The organism is Sphingobacterium sp. 1.A.4, assembly GCF_002734245.1.
Taxonomy (GTDB): Bacteria; Bacteroidota; Bacteroidia; order Sphingobacteriales; family Sphingobacteriaceae; genus Sphingobacterium; species Sphingobacterium tenebrionis.
On the sequence record NZ_PEAZ01000033.1, the window covers coordinates 56,995 to 77,561 of the forward strand.

17 protein-coding genes are annotated in these 20,567 nt (G+C 44.3%); 9 read left to right on the plus strand and 8 right to left on the minus strand.

Going from position 1 to position 20,567, the window contains the following annotated elements:
• The first annotated feature begins 266 nt into the window (after positions 1 to 266).
• Together CRJ00_RS02950 and CRJ00_RS02955 are read left to right on the plus strand one after the other, a co-directional pair.
• On the plus strand, positions 267 to 2,786 hold the full coding sequence (locus tag CRJ00_RS02950; RefSeq protein ID WP_099365397.1) for a PAS domain-containing protein: 2,520 nt from the start codon (positions 267 to 269) through the stop codon (positions 2,784 to 2,786).
• Complete coding sequence (locus CRJ00_RS02955; protein ID WP_099365398.1) at positions 2,776 to 3,165, plus strand: response regulator; 390 nt, start codon at positions 2,776 to 2,778, stop codon at positions 3,163 to 3,165. Before CRJ00_RS02950 ends, CRJ00_RS02955 begins: the two co-directional genes overlap by 11 nt.
• A gap of 245 nt (positions 3,166 to 3,410) precedes the next feature.
• Here CRJ00_RS02955 and CRJ00_RS02960 read toward each other — a convergent pair whose 3' ends face one another.
• The 4 genes from CRJ00_RS02960 to CRJ00_RS02970 form a co-directional block, all read right to left on the minus strand.
• Entirely contained in the window at positions 3,411 to 4,991 is a 1,581-nt protein-coding gene (locus CRJ00_RS02960) for a hypothetical protein (RefSeq protein WP_180268404.1), read from the minus strand.
• A gap of 13 nt (positions 4,992 to 5,004) precedes the next feature.
• Positions 5,005 to 5,160 carry a hypothetical protein gene (locus CRJ00_RS18740; RefSeq protein WP_167554338.1) on the minus strand — a complete coding sequence of 52 codons (156 nt, stop codon included), beginning with the start codon at positions 5,158 to 5,160 and terminating at the stop codon, positions 5,005 to 5,007.
• 628 nt (positions 5,161 to 5,788) lie between these two features.
• On the minus strand, positions 5,789 to 7,078 hold the full coding sequence (locus CRJ00_RS02965; protein WP_099365400.1) for a sensor histidine kinase: 1,290 nt from the start codon (positions 7,076 to 7,078) through the stop codon (positions 5,789 to 5,791).
• A gap of 8 nt (positions 7,079 to 7,086) precedes the next feature.
• Positions 7,087 to 7,722, minus strand: coding sequence for a response regulator (locus CRJ00_RS02970; protein ID WP_218962171.1), 636 nt, complete (start codon positions 7,720 to 7,722; stop codon positions 7,087 to 7,089).
• Positions 7,723 to 7,988: 266 nt separating this feature from the next.
• Between CRJ00_RS02970 and CRJ00_RS18745 the strand changes: the two genes are divergently transcribed.
• Positions 7,989 to 8,126, plus strand: a complete 138-nt coding sequence (locus CRJ00_RS18745) for a hypothetical protein (protein ID WP_180268405.1) — start codon at positions 7,989 to 7,991, stop codon at positions 8,124 to 8,126.
• Positions 8,127 to 8,247: 121 nt separating this feature from the next.
• Here the strand turns inward: CRJ00_RS18745 and CRJ00_RS02975 are convergent, their stop codons facing one another.
• The 4 genes from CRJ00_RS02975 to CRJ00_RS18750 all read right to left on the minus strand — a co-directional run bounded on the left by CRJ00_RS02975 (position 8,248) and on the right by CRJ00_RS18750 (position 11,020).
• The gene (locus tag CRJ00_RS02975; RefSeq protein WP_099365401.1) at positions 8,248 to 8,625 is read right to left on the minus strand and encodes an MmpS family transport accessory protein; all 378 of its coding nucleotides are present in this window, start codon (positions 8,623 to 8,625) and stop codon (positions 8,248 to 8,250) included.
• 206 nt (positions 8,626 to 8,831) lie between these two features.
• Positions 8,832 to 8,960, minus strand: a complete 129-nt coding sequence (locus tag CRJ00_RS19105; RefSeq protein WP_257213672.1) for a hypothetical protein — start codon at positions 8,958 to 8,960, stop codon at positions 8,832 to 8,834.
• A 119-nt stretch (positions 8,961 to 9,079) separates the two neighbouring features.
• Positions 9,080 to 10,825, minus strand: a complete 1,746-nt coding sequence (locus CRJ00_RS02980) for a hypothetical protein (protein WP_099365402.1) — start codon at positions 10,823 to 10,825, stop codon at positions 9,080 to 9,082.
• 18 nt (positions 10,826 to 10,843) lie between these two features.
• A complete protein-coding gene (locus CRJ00_RS18750) occupies positions 10,844 to 11,020 on the minus strand; it encodes a hypothetical protein (RefSeq protein WP_180268406.1) in 177 nt (58 codons plus the stop codon).
• A gap of 851 nt (positions 11,021 to 11,871) precedes the next feature.
• Between CRJ00_RS18750 and CRJ00_RS02985 the strand changes: the two genes are divergently transcribed.
• From CRJ00_RS02985 to CRJ00_RS03020, 6 genes are all read left to right on the plus strand, one after another.
• Positions 11,872 to 12,138: a hypothetical protein gene (locus tag CRJ00_RS02985; protein WP_144038086.1), complete on the plus strand. Its 267-nt coding sequence runs from the start codon at positions 11,872 to 11,874 to the stop codon at positions 12,136 to 12,138.
• Between the two features lie 74 nt (positions 12,139 to 12,212).
• Positions 12,213 to 15,161, plus strand: a complete 2,949-nt coding sequence (locus tag CRJ00_RS19110; protein WP_257213673.1) for a family 43 glycosylhydrolase — start codon at positions 12,213 to 12,215, stop codon at positions 15,159 to 15,161.
• 47 nt (positions 15,162 to 15,208) lie between these two features.
• Entirely contained in the window at positions 15,209 to 16,255 is a 1,047-nt protein-coding gene (locus CRJ00_RS03005) for a UDP-glucose--hexose-1-phosphate uridylyltransferase (RefSeq protein WP_099365404.1), read from the plus strand.
• Entirely contained in the window at positions 16,255 to 17,409 is a 1,155-nt protein-coding gene (gene galK / locus CRJ00_RS03010) for a galactokinase (RefSeq protein WP_099365405.1), read from the plus strand. The genes CRJ00_RS03005 and galK overlap by 1 nt, the downstream gene beginning before the upstream one ends.
• Positions 17,410 to 17,429: 20 nt before the next feature.
• The gene (locus CRJ00_RS03015; RefSeq protein ID WP_099365406.1) at positions 17,430 to 18,596 is read left to right on the plus strand and encodes an aldose epimerase family protein; all 1,167 of its coding nucleotides are present in this window, start codon (positions 17,430 to 17,432) and stop codon (positions 18,594 to 18,596) included.
• Between the two features lies 1 nt (position 18,597).
• Complete coding sequence (locus CRJ00_RS03020) at positions 18,598 to 20,256, plus strand: sodium/sugar symporter (RefSeq protein WP_099365407.1); 1,659 nt, start codon at positions 18,598 to 18,600, stop codon at positions 20,254 to 20,256.
• Positions 20,257 to 20,567 lie beyond the last annotated feature (311 nt).

Genomic DNA, 20,567 nt, shown 5'->3' on the forward strand with positions numbered 1-20,567 from the left:
TACATGTTCAAACATTTATTTTGTTTTCATGCCGGAATATGGCAAAAAAATGTTAGTTTAATCATCGGAATGCACATAATCCTTTTCCCGGAGAAAAAGGGTTAAATGGGACTTAGTGAACTTTTAGCAATGGTTGTTTGTAATTATATTGGGCGTATCTGAATTGTGAATGGTTAATGGGATATTTCTTGGGCTTTATTTTGGACCAATTTATTTTCAGGTACCTATCCGGTTAGTTTCTTACAGATATTTCAAATCTATTATTGATGGAATTTAAGGACTTATGTGATTTTTTGGATGTACCCCTGGTGCTACTGAAGGTAAACGGGCCCGGGACAGTTATTCTCGATTATAACCTGGCATATTCCGAGCATTCAGGGAAAAATTCTGAGGACCTGCATGGAAGGCCTTTCTTTGAGGTCTTCCCAGATAACCCCTTTTTGGATTTTGGGACTCCCTGGGCAAATATTTTTGATGATATAGACGCTGCAGGACCAGGAGTGGGTTATCTGGTCCACCGTTGGGAACTCTCACCGGAACTCAAGGTGGAGTCCTTCCGTGTAAAGCATAAAATGGTAAGGTTACCTGAATATTCTGAACAGGTACTTCTGCGGGCCCTATATCCCGTAAATACTTCGGGAATGGGCCACCTCCAATCCCATCCAGCCTTTCCAATCCACCCTCTACCATGGAGCTATGATCCAAGTGACGGGAGATTTATCCTCTCACCTGAACTTCGTGCAGACCTGGGGATTCACCAGGATGGAGATTTTCCAAAGGAGCTCTTCAAGGACCAAGGGGAAAGAGATGATTTCCATAGGAGGTTAGAGGCCTGTGTTTCCCAAGGTGTTCCATTACGTTTACTGTACTCCCGCCATGATGACGGAATGGGTCCAAGGATCTGGCTGATCTCAGGCTTTCAGGGATCCGGAAGTGCCCCAGGCATAGTACTAGGTAATTTTACAGAAATACCTGATGCTGGTATCCATGGCAAAAATGATCCGTTGGAGGAAGATCGACTCAGAAAAATGGTTTCCTCGATAGAGGCGATCATCTGGGAAGGGGATGTGGGTGATCTTAAGACAACCTATGTAAGTCCTAAGGTATTTGATATTTTGGGCTATACCCAGCAGGAATGGATGAGCTCAAGACGGAAATGGGAAGAGATCCTCCATCCCGAGGATAGGTCCAGTACGCTCCATCAATTGGAGGATAAATTGAAAGGCACCGGTAGATTTGATGCCGTATACAGGTTGGTCCATAAGAAAGGGCATTCCGTTTGGGTAAGAGACAATGTGGTACTTGTGCCTCAGGGAAACGGGAAACTCTACCTTCGGGGGGTTATGATCGATGTATCGGATTACGAGCGCTGGAATATCTTCAAAGAAATGGAGGGCCGGCTATTGGAATCGATTCCTTTGGAACATGATGGTTTTGTGGACGGCCTATCATATTTCCTGAAAGGTATGCAGGCCATATTTGAAGGAAAATCATTTCTTCTTGTAAGCCATTCGCACAGGGGAGATGTTTTGCTGGCCGGCCCCCAAAGCCTGATCAATGGGCCCAGTGCTCCAACATCTCGTCATCTGGTACTTCAGGAGCATGGGAAGGAGGGTATCCAGCTATTGGAATATCCATCCCTACCTACCATGGGGGATCAACATCTTTCAGAGCTATTTGATCGCTGTCTATCGGTGCTGGGACTGGTTCTTGGCCATCGGCAGAAGACCATTCAGGCAACTGAGCTGCTTGAACTCAACAGACAGGTCCAGCAGATGGCAAACTTCGGATTCTGGCAATGGGACCTGGCTTCAGGAAAGCTGGAATGGTCAGAGGAACTCTTCAGGATCCTGGAAAAAGATCCCCTTCAGTTCCATCCATCCAGCGAGAACTACATCCGAATGGTACACCACCATGACCGCCGAAAGGTTACCAGGATATTTCAGCAGATCCAAAAGGATCTCAAGGAGTCCGTGTTCGAAACAAGGATTATTGTTCCGGATGGAAACGTCAAATATCTGAGATGCTGGGTCAAACGGGCCTTACATGGGAAAATTACGCAGGCAAGGCTCTTGGGCGGCTGTCTGGACATAACCAATATCCACCAGGTTGAGCTCCAGCGCGAGAACCTGTTCCAGCATGTGCTGATGCAGATGAGAAAACTTGAAGAGAGTAAGGTAAAGTACTATGGTCTTTTTCAGCAGATCCCAATGGCCGTGCTGTTGGTCAGAAACAGCGATGGAAGGATTTTGGATGCAAACCAGGCTGCATTGGATGCCTATGGTTTTACGCATGTAGAGTTCCTCAAAAAGGATTTGGGTCAGCTTATCGTTCCCAAGGACAAGTATAACCAATCGGAAACATCCTTCATCAAAGATATGGTCGATATCCCCAATATTGCTATCCACAGGACCAGTTCAGAGGATAGGATAGTGGTGAAAATGGCCCATTCCAAGTCAAGTTCACCAAGTGACGGGGCAACCATAATCCTATTGGAGGATATCACGCAGAAAGTTGGCGACATGGTCGCCATACGTAAAAAAAATTCCGCATTAAGGAGGATTTCTTGGATACACTCCCATCTGGTCCGCGCTCCACTCAGCAGGATACTTGCAATCTCAAGGTTCCTTGAGGACTGGGGGCAGCAGGATCAGGACCTACAACATTACGGTCTGATGCTCGAAAAAATCAAGGATGCTGCACATGAGCTCGATGCGGTGATAAGGGAGGTAACAGAAAGTTCCCACCAAGAACTAAACACAAATGATAAAATAGATGGAGAGTAATAAAGAAGTGATCATAATTGATGATGACCAGGTTTTTCAACTGATCCTCAAGGTCCAGATATCCACGATCGCCCCCGAGGTAGCCATCAGCGGTTTCATGAATGGAAAGCTGGCACTTGATCATCTTTTATCAAGGGACTTAAAGGAAATGAATGGGCTAATCCTTTTGGACCTCAACATGCCGGTGATGGATGGTTGGGAACTCCTGGACAAGCTCGGGCAGGAATTACCGAGGATCGGCGATCGGATGAAAATATATATTGTTTCTTCCTCCATAGATCCTCTGGACATAAAAAGGTCGAGGGAATATGACCTTGTCTCGGGATTCCTTTCCAAACCCCTGGAGGTGAAGATACTTCAAAAGCTGCTGCTTGAATGATTCCAGGTACAAAAAGTAAGCTTGGATCTCATAGGTGCGGTTGGTTTGGAGAAAAGTAGGCCCATTGGGGAATTAGTGGGGCGATCTTCCATGGAAGTGCACGGACTGATCAGCATTTCCGTGTGTACCTAGAACAGTCCTGCCCCACTGGAACCGCAACGTTTTTTTTGAAAGGAGAAGCTAAACCATTTGCCTTCTCCATGGACATTTTTCAATGGTTCCCCATGGATGGGCAAACCTTGAAATCAACTGCAGGGGATCTTCTTTTTTCCGCTGCCGTTACCAACCAGGATGGTTCTTCCATCCACTAATTGCGTAACCTTTATGATGTTATCACCCTGTAGGGCAGTGTTCCATTTGAATGTATTGAATGTGTTCCCATTGAACAGCTCCAATTCATATAACGGACCTCCGGAGACCTTGGAGCCGAACAGCGTTACTTCGCCTTTTTTTCCGATCACGACCTTTACCAGAGGATTTGAGGTGGTACCTTTCATATTATAGACAGCACCGATATTGTTGCCACCTTCGGAATTTATGCCCTGATAGAGCGATCCGTCCTTGAACCTTATGTTCTGGGATGAAGATGCACCCCTCTCGAACTGAATTTCCCTAGCAGCAAGCCTTACGCCGTTCAGTTCCATATTGAAGGCATTATCGAGTTCGGTTATATCGAAAACAAATCCGTAATCAGCACCCGGGGCGATAATGGTCCTGGAAATAGTTTCCCCCCTTGCGTAGAAAACGTTGTCCTTCCATATGCCCGAAACACCTCCGTAAAAGGATTCTGGATAGTTCCAGTTCATTCCCTGGACACTACCGACATTTTCCGTACAGGTCTTGAAATTCAGTTTTAGGGTATAGCTTACCCCTGGTGTGATCCTGATTTTTGGTATGGAGAAGTTGGTTTTTGTCTCGTCATCGATCGTTATGGTACCGAAATTTAGGACCCCAGTGGTTGTGGCCGGTGAGATCAGGAAACTTGGAGTACTTGTCATAGTCCTTGATCCTAGTTGCGATGTGGGGAAAACAACCGGACAGCCAGTCTGTTTTTCCATCAAATAATCAAATGAGTCGCCAGTGAAACTATAGGTCGCATATTCATATGCCGGTTTAATGGAACTGTTTGAAATATTGTTGAATGTTCCCACGGTCGTCGGATCTGCTGTCAGTTGTGTTGTGATCGAACTGTACCTGTGTTTAAGGATTATGCTCAGAAGGTTCACCCCGACATTCAAGCGGACCTGCTTTGTAAAGGTCATCAGATCACCAGCAACCTTGGAAAGCTTTACGGTGGAGAGTTTTTGCTTATCAATGATCGTTGGTAGGGTATTGGTAGAATTTATGGAAAAAGCAAGGAAGGTATAAGTTTTCTCACTGTCCAACAGTAGGGGCGCCACACTACCTTCAGCACCGTAGTTATAGTTCCTCTCGGTGACATAGTTCCCTTGGTCATCATAGACCAGGACGGAGTAGGCGATGTTATTGCCCAAAGGCTTTCTTTTGATAGCAGCCCGTGAATCTGCCTTCAGGGAATTTTGTTTGGTCTTCAAGGGGCTCTTGTCCTGGGTCCAGGAATATTCAACCAAGGTATGATCCGAATAATTTATCGATCCAGAAGACTGCCTGATGGGCGCCGAAGATATTTTTTCCGGATTTTTGGTCAAATAATCCTCCTCTGACTCGTCAAGGGAAGATATCGTGACCTCGACCTTCGCCTGATTACCTTCGGCTAGGTCCTGATTCTCCTGTTTGCATGAGTGGAGGATACCAACAAAGAAAATAACCAATAAATTTAACAATAGATTTCTAGGGGTCTTCATCATCTTATCTATTAAGTTACCAATCAATCGAGCGGCTTGGCTCTTCTTCCTCTTCCCATTCCTCAATAATCTGGTTGTTCGGGTTATGTGGTCTAACTGTTGCTGAACCAGCACAGATCCCTGATTCCAGCTCTATCTCAAGAACTGTTATCATTGGTGCAATGTACCTCATGATGGTGATGTTTTATTTAGTAGTGTAATTCTGAGGACAAATCTATGTGATAGAATCTTATTGAAAGAAGAGGGTTTAAGTTTATATAAATTTTGTAGAGGTAATTCGACCGATCATTGCTTATCGTGAATATATTTGTTGTTCTAACATCTAAAAAAGTTGTATAAATTAATTGTTGGTTTGTTCTGGACTTCACAACAGGACCTATCAGCGAATTTTGCTAATGCGTGAACATCTGGTACCATGGGAAAGTTCCTCTGTCAACCAGACGGAATTTGAAGCTCTGGATCCTCATTCGGAATATAATGGAAATTAACAACCAGGTGTTTTGTCATCTCCTTCGCTCCTCAGGCAATCGAACAGGTCGTTCCAATTTCCCATGAAGATTTTCACTTGCTGTGCTGCACCTGTGAAAGTAAAGTCCAGTAGCAAAAAGGGTTACAGCGCAGAAGCTAATATCATCCGGTACTATAGATTTGATAATACTGGTCTTTGTTTTCGTAATTGTGGTATCGATAATAATTCCACATGGGGTCTATGTTAGAAATTTGGTAAAGGAGAGGACCTGGGATCCATTTTGCACAAAAAATAAGTCCCTCAAGGGAATCATTCTAAGGGTGTTCCCAGGCTAATTATCGGTAAGGATCTTAATATCGATCTGCGTCCCGTTCGCATCGGATCTTAAGCGTATTTCCCCATTGAGTTTTTCTACACGCCTCTTCATCGACTTTAGGCCATAACCTTCAGCCCTATCGTTCGAAAGACCAATGCCGTTATCTTCAACGATCATACGGATGGATCGGGAGTCTGCGGTGATAGAAAAATTCACTGAGCTGCCCTGGCTATGCTTGGCGCAATTATGGAAAGCTTCCTTGAGTATCAATAGCATGTTGTACCTAACCTCTGCATAAATACTGGATCCAGGATCTTGTAGGTTGGATTCAGCTTTAAATAAAATAGGGGTCCGCTCGAAATATTCCCTTCCATATCTAATGCAATATTCCTCGAAATTCTTCAGATTATCGTTTTGAGGGTTTATTGACCATAGCATTTCTCGGATGGACTTATTCATATGGTCGGCAATGTTGATCAGGGCGTCCAGGTCATCGTGGTTTAGGGTATTTGAACCTTGTTTCTTAAGGATTTCAGATTGTAGTTTTATAGCAGACAGGCCCGCTCCAAGTTCATCGTGCATGTCAAATGCAATGCGCTCCCTCTCAAGGTTCAGGGAGTTCTCTTTTTCCTTCTTTTCTGTCTCCACCAGGTACTCCAATCTTTCTATTTCATTCTTCTGTTCACTCTCTTTGGTAATTATGGCCAAAAAGAAGAAGCAGAAACAGATTATGATCTCAGTTTGGAACAGTAGGTATCCGGAAATATAGCGGTGGAGGCCGAATAACTGATCACCTGTATATATCAGCACCGCACAGGTGATGACGGTAAGAAGGCCATATAGGATGTACAGGTAATATCCGGTCCTTTTTTTCCAAACATAAAATATCATCACTGCTATTATATACAGATCTACAAACGAATATAAGGATCTATAGATAGAATTGATGGATGAAAAAAGGACGGAACTTGATATCAAAAGCCTCGAAATCAACCCTATGCTGATGAAGATCATCCCGGATATCAGACTAATCCTAACAAATTTACTTCGCCGTATATCCAGGAAAGATAGGATAAATGCATAGAAAAATATAACCACTGCTTTTCTGGAGATACGGATCCAGGTATAATCCCCGTTCACAATCTCCAGGCGAAGTATTAAATTTGTGGTAAAGGAAAGGCTGAGCAGGGCAAGGAACAGATAATATTTATTGTTCTGTTCATAAAAGTATTTGAAGATCAGATACAACATAAAACAGATGTTGAATCCAATATTCAATAGACTGAAAATAGTTTCGTTCAACATGTTTTCCGCTAGTCGTACTTCCGTAAAAAGTTGATCGCTTCCACCTTATTTTTTACGCCCAGTTTTTTGTAGATGTTACTGATATGTTTTTTAATCGTTTCTACCGAAACATGCTTGTTATGGGCGATCTCCTTATAGGGTTGTCCTTTGGCCATCATTTCCAATACCATTAGCTCAGTAGGGGAAAGATCGGGTATACGATTCTGTTTTTCAGACTGTTTCCTGAAGAAGCTGAGGACTTTTTGTGCGATGGTTCTACTCATCGGTACACCGCCGTTATATGCCTCGTGGATAGCTTTGGTTATGTTTTCCAGACTTTCCCCTTTTACCAGGTACCCTACGGCTCCCGCGCGTAGCGATTCAAAGACTCTCTCTTCCTCCTCAAAGCTTGTAATGACCACAAATGTGCTCTCAGGAATTTTTTCCTTCAAAAGCCTGATCACATCGCTGCCTAAATAATCCTTTAGATGGAGATCCATCAAAACTAAGTCCGGCCGCACCGATGGTAATTGAACAAGTGCATCTGCTCCTGAATATATCTGGGCAACACAGTTGAATTCCTTGTGCAGGTCCAACACTCTCTTAAGGGTGTGGTTATAAAATTTTTCATCCTCTACAATGGCGATAGATATCATGTTGGTCATTTTAGCAAATATTGGGAAATTGATATTATTTACCAATAACTATTTTTCGTAATGGTACCTCCCCTGATCCTATTCCAATCCCATGAGCCTCATGCCCCACGGACGTTTTTATTGCCTAATTGTACTGGTTGGAAATGATAATCCTTTTGAAAAAGTGGGACTCAGGAGGATTCTTCCATCAGTTTGAATCACTGAGGTATTCAGACCGAAATGACCGATGTACCGTCTTCCGATTTTATGGGACCTGAGTATGACAAAGGTCGGGTATGCGATATGTTACCTATTTGATTTGGGAGGAAGGGATGACAGATGTGGATGGTACTGTTCCTAAGGAAGAGTTAACGGAAATGGAGGAGGGGGGCGCTCAGCTGATAGCGTTCCTTAAAAAGATGTATGTATGGTAAAGTTCATATCCGATCGTTCCATGCCATTCCCCCCAAGCAGGAAAACCAGTTATGACAAATCTAAAGGGTGAGTGGTTCACCTGCGGATTGGATTGGCCTGGAACGCGTGGTACGGACCTACCTAAAAGTAGGAAACATTTGTCTGTAGGATCTTACCGGTGGAAGGGGCACTTTCCTTAACGACCTTTCCATCAATGATGATCTGTGCTTTTAGCGTGGAACCATCATCAGGTCCTGTGCCATTGGCTGAGGCCATAGGTGTTTTGGTAGATACGCCCACCTCACTGGTCCATTCACTGCCAAAGGAACCTGTCTTTGAAACGGGTGTGTCACCATCATAATAGACGATCGTGGTGATATTCACACCTGCAGAACCAATGATCTTGTACTGAACCTTCCTTTCCACCGGATCATCTGAGGGACCATCGTCCTTGCTACAGGAGGAGAAGAAGATCGGAAGAACCAATAGGATCAGGGATAATAGTTTAAAGTTTTTCATAAATTATTTTTATATGTCCCGATAATCAGCAAATATGGAGCCAGATTCTTCAGTGGCAAAAAATCGATCCCTAGATTTATTCTGATCCTTCCAATAGGTAACGGCCATGGAAACAACCAGTATAAGGATCAAATAATGGGATGTTAACTGATATCCCCCTTTCACCTAAACCATGCCCTGCAAAACTGATGGGGATAGCCGGTTAGCTACATTTTCAACAACTCGTACCGGATAACTTGTCCATTATCAGACATTTGTCTTATTTTTGCGGCATATTTTTCGCCAATATAATTCGTTGGTACGCCCATCCGGGCATAGTTAGATGTGATGTCCATCCCCCCTCCCCGGTGGGATGGACTTATTTTTTAGTCACATGGCCAACCACGCATTTGAGGCACAGAGGAAAAAGAATTACTGTCCTATTGTGGAATTTTCAGCATTGAAGGACAGTTCCTTAATAATCAGCCGCCGGTAAGGCAGGGAGCTGGGCAGATGTCCAGTTCAGGTCCCTGACACATTTGATATTGGCCCCACGGTTCTTAGCCATACTGGATAAACTGAAGTTCCCTGAGGTAGAACCGATTGAAACGATACTTAACATATATGCATTGGTGCTACTGGACTGGTCCCCGGACCAATAATAGCCATATGCTGTGCCTGAGGAGGAGATATTATATCCGGTGACCGCATAGCTGTTCACGTTCCGATATCCATATAAAGGGAACGAGAGCCTGTTTTCGGGATCGTAAGGGTTATCCGAACCAGAGAAGTTAAACCTTAACAAACGTATGGTCTCCCTTCCTCCATAATGGCGGAATTGTCGTGATGAATGCGATGAGAGCCTAGTGATATCTGTGTTTGTTGGCATCTTCCATCTACCGGCAGGATATACCAATGCACAGGGATCGTTCGTCCCCGAACTTGCCGCAGTTGCGCCCGATGATAAGGCCCGCCAGTTCAGATATTCACCTTTTGCCTCACTGGTGGACCCCGAAGCCACTATCCTGTAGGCATTGGATGCGGCATGGAAACGCATCCTATATTCCGCAGAGGGGGTTCCGCTGCCCTTTACATATAGGTTTCCCCTTGCCCATTCGGTCCGGGAAGTACCAGATCCTATTGTTTTGGGCGTCATTATCAATGTTATGGTGACCCTATAACGCTTATTGTGCTGTGGTGTGAACGGTGTGGCAACCGTGAACTCGCGATTTGTGAATACAATGGGATCCCCCCATTCCGGATAGAGATCTCCTCGCAGGGTCAAGGTGGAAATGTTCACCTTAAAGTTCGAGATCTGGTTCTGGGCATCGACAGTGTAGAAATTCGTTCTCCTTACCTGGTCGGAAAGAGCAGTATTATGGTTCACAAAATCCGAATTGGAGCGGTTGACCAAGGGTGCGTTTGAATAGGAAACAAAATTTCCTGTCCTTAGGTTCAGGACACCGTTCTTCAACTGTCCCGTTGTCATATTGCTTACCTGTATATCACCTATCGTTCCGAACATTCCCCTGGCATCCACAACCAGTTCTATTATCGCGGACTTTTCCTTGAACAGGATGTTCAGTTTGTTGTTGTAATTCAGCGTATTACTTGTTGTAATTGTTCCCGACGCGTACAGCAGTCCCGAATTGCCAGAAAGCGAAATATTCGGGTTGGCATCATCGAAGTTCCCTGTAAAGGGTACGGGATTGTTGTAAGAATATGCAAACCAGGTGTATACGCGATTCCGGAAGGCCCCGGAAAAAGTGAAGGCTGTTCCAGAGGTTGCGTTCAATGTAGCGACCTGTGTACCTCCTTCGTAGAGTACGACCCGGTAGGCCCTGCCGATCGGCATGTCGGTGCTCGAAAGTTTAACTCCGTGTTCACCAGTTGACCTGGATCCTATGGCGGATAGGACTTTTTTGCTCGTCTGGGCATTGGTCGGGACTTCGCTCAGGCTCACCACCGCATCACAGAATTCATTGAACGGTTCCTGCTTCTGGTATAGGATACTTTGTGGGGAATGAGAGGCCGCATGGATTTTGGAAATCTGCTCCCTGTTCACATCTACGACCTGTGTCCCGTTGTCGATCCCACTTATCTCAAAGGTGATGGAAGTCCCATCCCCATGCTGGCCAGCAGTCCCGTCCGGATCATTTTCTTTGCTACAGGAAAAACAAAAAAAGAAAAGGCAATATATTAATATCAGGTGTTGTTTCATATATTTCTACTTATCCGGTTAAAGGTCAATGGAATTGTTGTACCCATCATCTGTGGTCCAGTCATCGATTTCTGGTTGGTAATTGGAATTGGATCCTCCAGGGGTAATCGAGGCCGATCCGGCGGCAATGCCATTTTCCATTCTGATATAGACAACCGCAACTTCCGGCGAGATGTATTTCTTTTTATTGCCCATGATGTACTCTGCTTTTAAACAAAAGGATTAAACTTTTAATTGCCACAAAACTAGGCTTTTCAATTGTTTTTGGGCGTCAACAGATGTGCTGGACATGGCGAAAATAAAAATTTGTAAAGGTATTACTACGGGAATGCGGACTCAATCCCTGCCAATAGAATGCTGAGGTACAAAATCATGCACCAAAATTGGATATTGCGGAAAGGGATCCCCTGAAATTGGGAAAGGTGAGACCGAGGATGGTCCTATCAAGTGTCCTGAATTCTGAGACAGTGAATAAATATTTGGGGCTCTTCGATGGATATAATAAAATTGGAATACCCAGTCCGATAGCCTCTTGAACAATTCTCTATGGTGAGGATTTGGCTGCAAGGAGCGCTCATTCCCTTGAACCGGAATCCTGGTTGGCTACCTCAATAGTAACCAAGGATAATTGTTTAGTCCTTTTAGCCTCCTGCAAAAAAGGGGGCTATGTTAAGATCAGGTATACCAAAGCTTCCGGTCCATACCATTATGAGCGGTCGGATGCTTGATTGAATCAGCGGACAGATCGTCCAGTTGATTCAAAGTCGGCACTTTTATGGTCAACGTTGGGTGGTATGCTGGTCGTCTGATTTGAGAGACGGGATCAGTGCACATTTGTCCCTACGAAAGGAGGTTTCGGAATTCGTTCGTAACTGTCCGTTCGGAGAGGCTGGGAGAGGTATAGGGCTCAGGAGGAACCCGATTATTTGGGATTGACAAAAATAATCAATAGATTGTGGGCTTATTAATAGTTTGTGTAACGCCCGCAGGACGAATATGGATTGCGGGCATTCATTTGATGGCCTTCTCAATGGATATGAATATCTGTGAATTCTCCCCTCATGATCACACATGTGTTATTCCCAATCCCATTTTCCGGGATGGTATTTAAATGGTTCGCCGGAGCGATTTCCCACCGTTCCTTGAATGTCCATCTGAAGTTTGTTGTGGGAGCGAAATTCATCCAAAGACCCGCCATTCTCCCACCGGGGTATATTTCTGTGGTGCCATTTTACCCGATGGTTCTTGATCCCAGCCCAAAGATCATTTCCTGTGTTGTAAAGCAGGAAAAAAACATTAACTTTAATCTATAAATTTGTGATAAGTATTCCCGGGATTAAATAATAGGGGAAGATTTATATCCATCGACCTAACCTAAATTTCAGCAATGTCAAATACATTCCCAAAAATCCTGTTCGTTATTTTACATGTTCTTCATTTTGTATTCTTTCCTATCGGATCAATTGCCAGCCCCGGAACCTCACCGGTATATTTAGGTGATCCCTTTGTGCTGCTCTACGATGGAACCTATTATGCCTACGGAACATCAAGTGCTGACGGTATCAGGGTGTATACTTCCGATGATCTAGAGACCTGGAAGGAGCCAACGCGTAAACTTGCATTAAATAAAGCGGATGTTTGGGGGGAGAAATGGTTCTGGGCTCCGGAAGTGCATTTCCATAAGGGTAAGTTCTATATGTTCTATACTGCTGAAGAGCACATCTGTGTCGCCACATCCGATAGCCCGTTGGGACCTTTTACACAAAAGGAAAAAAAGCCGATGATAGCCGATGAGAAATGTATAGACAATTCGCTGTTCATCGATGAAGGTAGGCCATATATGCTGTACGACAGATTCAATGATGGACTGAACATATGGATTGCGGAGCTCGAACCCGACCTTTTACATATTAAGGAAGGAACGGAAAAACCGGTCATCCAGGTATCCCAGGATTGGGAAAAGGTATGGCCCAGGGTAAACGAAGGCGCTTTTGTCATTAAACACCATGGGAAATACTATCTCACCTATTCCGCTAATAGTTATGAAAGCCCGTTCTATGGGATAGGATTCGCCACCTCCGATAAGATCACTGGACCTTGGAAAAAATACGATGCCAATCCTATCTTCCAAAAGCCTAAAGACCTAGTTGGGGTGGGGCATTCTGCAACTTTCATCGATAAAAACGGAAAGCCAAGGATCGTTTTCCATTCCCATCACGATCAGGAAAGGATCCATCCCAGGATCATGCATATCGGTGAGGTGTATTTTGAAGAGGAAAAGGGCGAACAGGTCATGCGGGTCAAGCCAGACTTCTCAACCCCTACTTTGATTAGGAAGGACCCCACCTTCAAGAACCCGGTTTTCCAACCTGTTCTGGCCGATCCATCCGTTATAAAGGATCCAAAAACCGGATTATACTATGCCTATGGAACACAGGATAATTGGGATGATGGCAAGGGATCTAGGTTAGTGCCCATCCTGGAATCAAAGAATATGGTGAATTGGAAATATGTTGGCTCTGCCTTTCAGACCAAGCCAACCTGGAAAAATGCCGGGGGCATATGGGCTCCGGATATCAATTACGTGGACGGAAAATATTACTTATATTATTCCTTTTCTACTTGGGGCGATCCCGACCCTGGAGTGGGTCTGGCCATTTCCGATTCTCCAAAAGGGCCTTTTATCGATCAAGGGAAATTGTTCAGTAGCAAGGGTATTGATGTACCCAATTCCATCGATCCATTTTATCATGAAGATCAAGGAAAGAAATATCTCTTCTGGGGATCGTTCAATGATGGGCCGAAACAGGGAACCTTTGCTGTGGAATTGGATAAGGATGGTAAAACTCTCAAGAATACAGAAAAGGTCAAGATCGCCGCCGGTGATTTTGAAGCGGTAACCATTTATAAAAAGGGCGAATATTATTATTTTTTGGGTTCTAAAGGCTCTTGTTGCGAAGGAGCAAACAGCAAATACCATGTTTTGGTAGGTCGTTCCAAAAAGCTATTAGGTCCCTATGTTGATCAACAGGGACGAGATCTTAGAGAGCGTGGCCATGGCACCCTTATCCTTCAAGGGACGCCGGACATTGCCGGGCCGGGCCATACCTCTGGAATCATTGCGGATGACCAGGGAAAGGAATGGATCTATTACCACGGCATAGACAAAAAACACGGAAAACTGCCCAACAATACTTCGCGTAGGATGCTTTTTTTAGATGAGGTCAACTGGAACAATGGCTGGCCAATTATCGGAGCTGGGAAGGCCAATCTGAACGACATTCCGATGCCTACTGTAGGGCCGACAAACCGCCGGCCAGAAACCTTGCCCGGAAATCCATTAAAAGTGGCATTGGGTGATCCCTACATCATTTATGATGATACCTCCGACAGATATTATCTTTATGGAACCGGTGGAACAAAAAACGGATTTGTTGCTTATTCCTCCAGTGATCTAAAGGATTGGAAAAAGGAAGGGGTAATATATACCAACATTCAGGAGAAAGCCTGGGGAACCAAGGATTTTTGGGCACCTGAAGTCTATAAATGGAATGATAAATTCTACCTCTTCTATTCGGCACATTGGAAGAACAACCCCAATAACGAACTGGAGAACTATAAAATAGGGGTGGCGGTTTCCGACAAGCCGACCGGCCCATTTGTGGATATGACCGGAGAACCACTTTTCGACCCAGGATATCCCATCATCGATGCCAATGTTTTTGTGGAGGAAAGTGGAAAAATGTACCTCTATTATTCCCGATGTTGTTACAAACATCCCGTGGAATCTGAAATTTCCCAATGGGCAAAACAACAGGGCATCTTTTCGGAGATCGAGGAGAGTTGGGTTTATGGGGTAGAATTAAAACCTGACCTGAGTGGGGTGATCGGGGAACCTGAAATGCTTTTGAGACCACCACTGAAAATGGACGATGTACAGGCAGAATGGGAAAGCCGATCGGTAAACAACAAGGAAGTCAACCGCCGTTGGACTGAAGGATCCTACCTGATAAAGCAGCAGGACACCTATTATATGATGTATTCTGCGAACTTTTATGCCGGAAAATATTATGCGGTAGGCTATGCGACCTCCAAAAATCCATTGGGACCGTTCAAAAAATCCAAGCATAATCCGGTATTGGAGAAGAACACCGAAAAGGGTGGAGATGTGACAGGAACCGGGCACAATTCCATCCTGGTAGGAAGAGGAGGGAAAATGTATTGTGTTTACCATGGAAGAACTACACAGAGCGGTCAGGATAGGGTCGTTTTTATCGATGAAATGGAAATTGATAAAAAAGGTGTGTTAAAAGTACACGGACCAACCACGAAATAAGGATTGATTCGTATATTAGACCCACCTAAATATTAATAAACCGGTCCATGTTTGCAATAAACGACATACCCCATACCCGTATCAATCTCCTTACAGGAGAGAAAATATTGGTTTCTCCGCATCGGAGTAAGCGTCCTTGGCAGGGACAAGTGGAAGATCTAGCCAGCGATAACCGTCCTGCCTACGATCCTAAATGCTATTTATGCCCTGGGAATAACCGTGCAGATGGCGATCATAATCCCCAGTACAAAGCACCATTCGTTTTTGTGAATGATTTCTCTGCCCTGCTGAAAGATAGTGGGCAAGGGGAGATCAATGTTTCTGATCTATTACTGGCAGAAACGGCAAGAGGGATCTGTAAGGTGATCGCTTTTTCGCCAAGACATGATCTGACCCTTCCTGAAATGACTGTGGAGGACCTGAAGTTGGTGGTAGAAGTTTGGAAAGGAGAATTTCAGGAATTGGCCTCGCATGAATGGATAAAATACATCCAGATTTTTGAAAATAAGGGGGCGATCATGGGATGTAGCAACCCGCATCCACACGGACAGATATGGGCACAGAATTCCGTTCCAGTAGAGGTCGAAAAGGAAGAACAAAGACAAGTGGAATATTTTGACACACATGGGCGTAGTCTGCTATCGGCCTATTTGGAAGTAGAGCTTCAGGAAAAGGTCAGAATATTGATCGATGCTGAACATTTTGTGGCGTTAGTTCCGTTCTGGGCATCCTGGCCATACGAGACGATGATCATCAGCAAACGTCATGTGCAGGACATTCGTGATTTTTCGGAGCAAGAATGTGAGGACCTGGCCAAGGTACTGAAGGAACTGACCACCAAATACGATAATATATTTGAAACATCCTTTCCATATTCTGCAGGGATGCATCAGGCACCTGTGAATAGTGGGGATCAGGGTTTCTGGCATTGGCACATGCACTTCTATCCGCCTTTATTGCGTTCTGCCACAGTTAAAAAATTCATGGTAGGGTACGAAATGTTGGCCAATCCACAACGTGATATCACACCAGAAATGGCCGCAGAGTCCATCAGGAATCAATCAAACATACATTATAAAGAAAGAAAAGTTTAATGGATAGGAAAGAGATCAGTGATGGTTTTAAGGAGGTTTATGCTGTTGATCCGGATTTGGTCGTCAAATCACCGGGGCGGATAAATATAATTGGGGAACATACCGATTACAATGAAGGGTTTGTACTCCCTACTGCAATTGATAAGGCGGTTTATGTAGGATTGGGCAAACGTGATGATGAGGAGGTACTTCTATACGCAGCAGGATTCAACGAATCTTTTCAGATTGATCTAGCCGACGTGGAACCGACGGATAAGGGTTGGCCAAATTATATATTGGGCGTGGTGAACCAATTGAAGGAAAGGAATAAGGCCATTTCAGGGTTCAATCTATATATTGATGGAGATGTACCTGTTGGAGCTGGACTATCCTCCTCCGCTGCGGTAGAATGTGCTGTTGGATTTGGGCTGAACAGCCTATTCGACCTGGACCTGGATCGGGTGGATATTGCGAAGATCGGTCAGTTGGCAGAACATACATTCGCAGGTGTGAAATGCGGCATCATGGACCAGTTCGCATCTGTACTGAGCAAGGAAGGATATGTGCTTAAGTTGGACTGTCGGGATTTATCCTACGAATATGTTCCATTGGAATTGGGTGATTATGAGCTCGTGCTGCTCAATACGAACGTTAAGCACTCTTTAGCAACTTCTGCTTATAATGATCGTCGTCAATCCTGTGAGAAAGCGGTTTCATTGATCCAAGAGGTCTATCCGCAGGTTAAAAGTTTAAGGGATGCGACCATAGATATGTTGAACGAGACGGTGAAGGATATCGATAAGGCAGCCTATACCAAAGGGAAGTTTGTGATAGAGGAGAATATCCGTCTTCAGCAGGCCTGTGATGCCCTAGTAAGTGGAAATATAGCAGAACTGGGCAGACAGATGTTTTTGGCGCATGATGCCTTGAGCAATGAATATGAGGTGAGTTGCAGGGAATTGGACTTTCTGGTGGAAAATGCCAAATCCCATCCGCAGGTTGTTGGTGCCAGGATGATGGGGGGCGGATTTGGAGGCTGTACCATCAACATCGTTACAAAGGGATATGGCCAAGCCTTGGTGGATGCGCTGGCTCCGACTTATGGGGAAGTATTCGGTTTGGAACTGACCCCCATTTTTGTGGAAACCAGAAATGGTTCAGAATTAGTATATTAGAATTCAATTATAAACTTAAAATGAAAAGAAATATAGCTAACCTCTTCCTGGGTGGCGCGCTGATAGGCCTGATGTCCTGTCAGCAACCACAGAAGCAAACTGCCGAAATCCCATCCGACACGTTACATACTACCCTTGATTCAGCATCCTTTGGTTCGAAGGTAGCTGGTAAAGATGTAAAGTTATACACCCTGAAAAATGCTTCGGGTTCTACGGCTTATCTGACCAATTTTGGCGCTCGTTTGGTAGGACTTATGGTTCCGGACAAGCATGGTACCTTAATCGATGTTGTGCTTGGTTTTGATAAGGCAAGTAGTTATAATAACCCTGCCGAACCCTATTTTGGGCCGATCGTAGGACCATTTGGAAACCGAATCGCCAAAGGGAAGTTTACCCTGGATGGAGAGACCTTCACTACCCCGACAAATAATGGCCCGAATACCTTACATGGCGGAAAAAAAGGCCTGCACTTTGCCCATTGGGAAGTAAAGGAAGCCAATGCTAAAATGGTCACCTTTACCTATACCCTTCCTGATAGACACGAAGGTTTCCCCGGGAATATTAGCATGGAGGTAACATACAGCTGGAGTGATAACAATGAATTGACAATTCATTATCAAGCGACCTCGGATAAGAAAACCGTGATCAATCTAACCAATCATGCTTACTTTAATTTGAATGGGGAGGGTAGCGGTACTATCCTGGACCATCAATTGAAGGTCTTTGCGGATAAATATACACCTGTAGATAGTACTTTGATCCCAACCGGAGAATTGGCCCCTGTGAAAGGAACGCCATTTGATTTTACGGTTAGCAAAACCATCGGAAAGGATATCGAACAGGACAATCAACAGTTGAAGTTCGGGAAGGGATATGACCATAATTTTGTGTTGAATGAGACCAAGGTCGATGGGCTTAACCACGCAGTAACCCTAACTGGTGATAGAACAGGAATTGTCATGGAGATCTATACCCAAGAGCCCGGCATACAGTTCTATTCCGGAAATTTCATGGGCAATAAGGTGACCTTGAAAAACGGAAAAACGGATAGCTTCCGTACAGGACTATGTTTAGAACCACAGCATTTTCCTGACTCACCGAACCAACCTAATTTCCCTTCCACCGTTCTAAACCCTGGTGATACCTATTCAACCAAATCAATCTATAAATTCAGTACAACCAAATAGTATGGAAACCAAAGACTATATCGTATTCCTCTGTTATTTTGTCATCGTTGCAGGATACGGACTTTACATTTATTACAAAAAGAAATCAGCCTCTGGTGATTCAAAGGATTATTTTTTAGCCGAGGGTTCATTGACCTGGTGGGCAATCGGGGCTTCCCTGATCGCGTCGAATATTTCTGCAGAGCAGTTCATCGGTATGAGCGGTTCCGGTTTCAAGATCGGACTGGCCATAGCGACCTATGAATGGATGGCAGCAGCTACCTTGATCGTTGTAGCAGTATTCTTCTTGCCGGTATACCTCAAGAACAAGATATTTACCATGCCGCAGTTCCTCAATGTCCGGTACAATGGTACTGTTTCCATGATCATGGCGGTTTTTTGGTTATTATTGTACATTGTGGTGAACTTGACCTCCATATTATTCTTAGGGGCATTGGCCGTTTCTTCCATCTCCGGATTGGATTTCCAGATGTGTATGATTGGCCTTGCTGTTTTTGCCATTATCATTACATTGGGCGGAATGAAGGTAATCGGTTATACGGATGTGATACAGGTTTTCTTCCTGATCCTTGGTGGTTTGGCAACAACCTATCTCGCCTTGGATCTTGTGTCTACCCACTTTGGCGGTAACGGCATCCTGGATGGATTCAACCTTGTCCATGAAAAGGCAAATGATCATTTCCATATGATCCTGGAGCCGGACAATCCAAATTATATCGATCTACCGGGTTTGAGCGTGTTGATCGGGGGTATGTGGGTCATCAACCTAAGTTACTGGGGCTGTAACCAATATATAACTCAGCGTGCACTAGGCGCTGATCTTGGAACGGCCAGAAATGGCCTTCTGTTCGCTGCGGTACTTAAATTATTAATGCCATTGATCGTCGTGTTGCCAGGTATTGCAGCTTATGTTCTATACCAGGATGGTAAATTCCAGCAGGAGATGTTGGCAGGTGGAGAATTGAACCCTGACCGCGCCTATCCCGTACTGTTGAGCTTATTGCCTACAGGATTGAAAGGATTGTCTTTTGCCGCACTTACTGCTGCGGTGGTCGCATCTTTAGCAGGTAAGGCCAATTCCGTAGCTACGATATTTTCGCTGGATATCTATCAGAAGATTTTCGATAAAAATGCATCTGAAAGGAAATTGGTAAACGTGGGTAAAATTACCATTGTGGTTTCCATGGTCTTAGCGATCATCATTGCACCACACTTGGGAATCGATAAAAAAGGCGGTTTCCAATATATTCAGGAGTATACCGGATTTGTGTCACCAGGAATTTTTGCGATGTTCCTTTTAGGGTTTTTCTGGAAGAAAACAACCTCCAATGCTGCCCTATTCGCTACCATTGGTGGTTTTTTGATGTCCATCGTATTGAAATTCCTTCCGAAGTTCATGGATCTTTCCTTCCTGGCATCCACAGGATTCTCTGTGCCCGTGAACGGAGTATATGAGATTCCATTTATCGATCGTGTAGGATTTGTGTTTATTTTCTGTTTGATCGGGATGTATTTTATCTCTTTATTTGATAATAAGAGAGGCATCGTGCCGAAAGGACTCGAGGTGGATTCTACCATGTTCAAAACCAAAACGGGTTTTGCTGTTGGGGCTTTGATCGTGTTGGGTATTACTGCTGCATTGTACACTGTTTTCTGGTAAGTGCTGTCAATAAAAGGAATTTTTTTAATGCTGTTTTAAGAGCTGGGACCATGATCGATGATTGAGAAGAGGGTATGCCATTTGACTGACGACCTATTTTATATCTTTGCCTGGGCAGGAAATTGTTAGGATCGATTTTTTGGTCAAAACATTGACTGAATTTTAATCGTTGCACTCGATGGAAAGAACGTACTGAGATAACAGATTACATACGGATTAGTGACATAGGCTGGTTGTTTATTTAAGGATTTCCCTGTTCTGTTCGATCAGAACAGGATGTCCATGTCCGTGCTGCTACTCGGTTTAATATC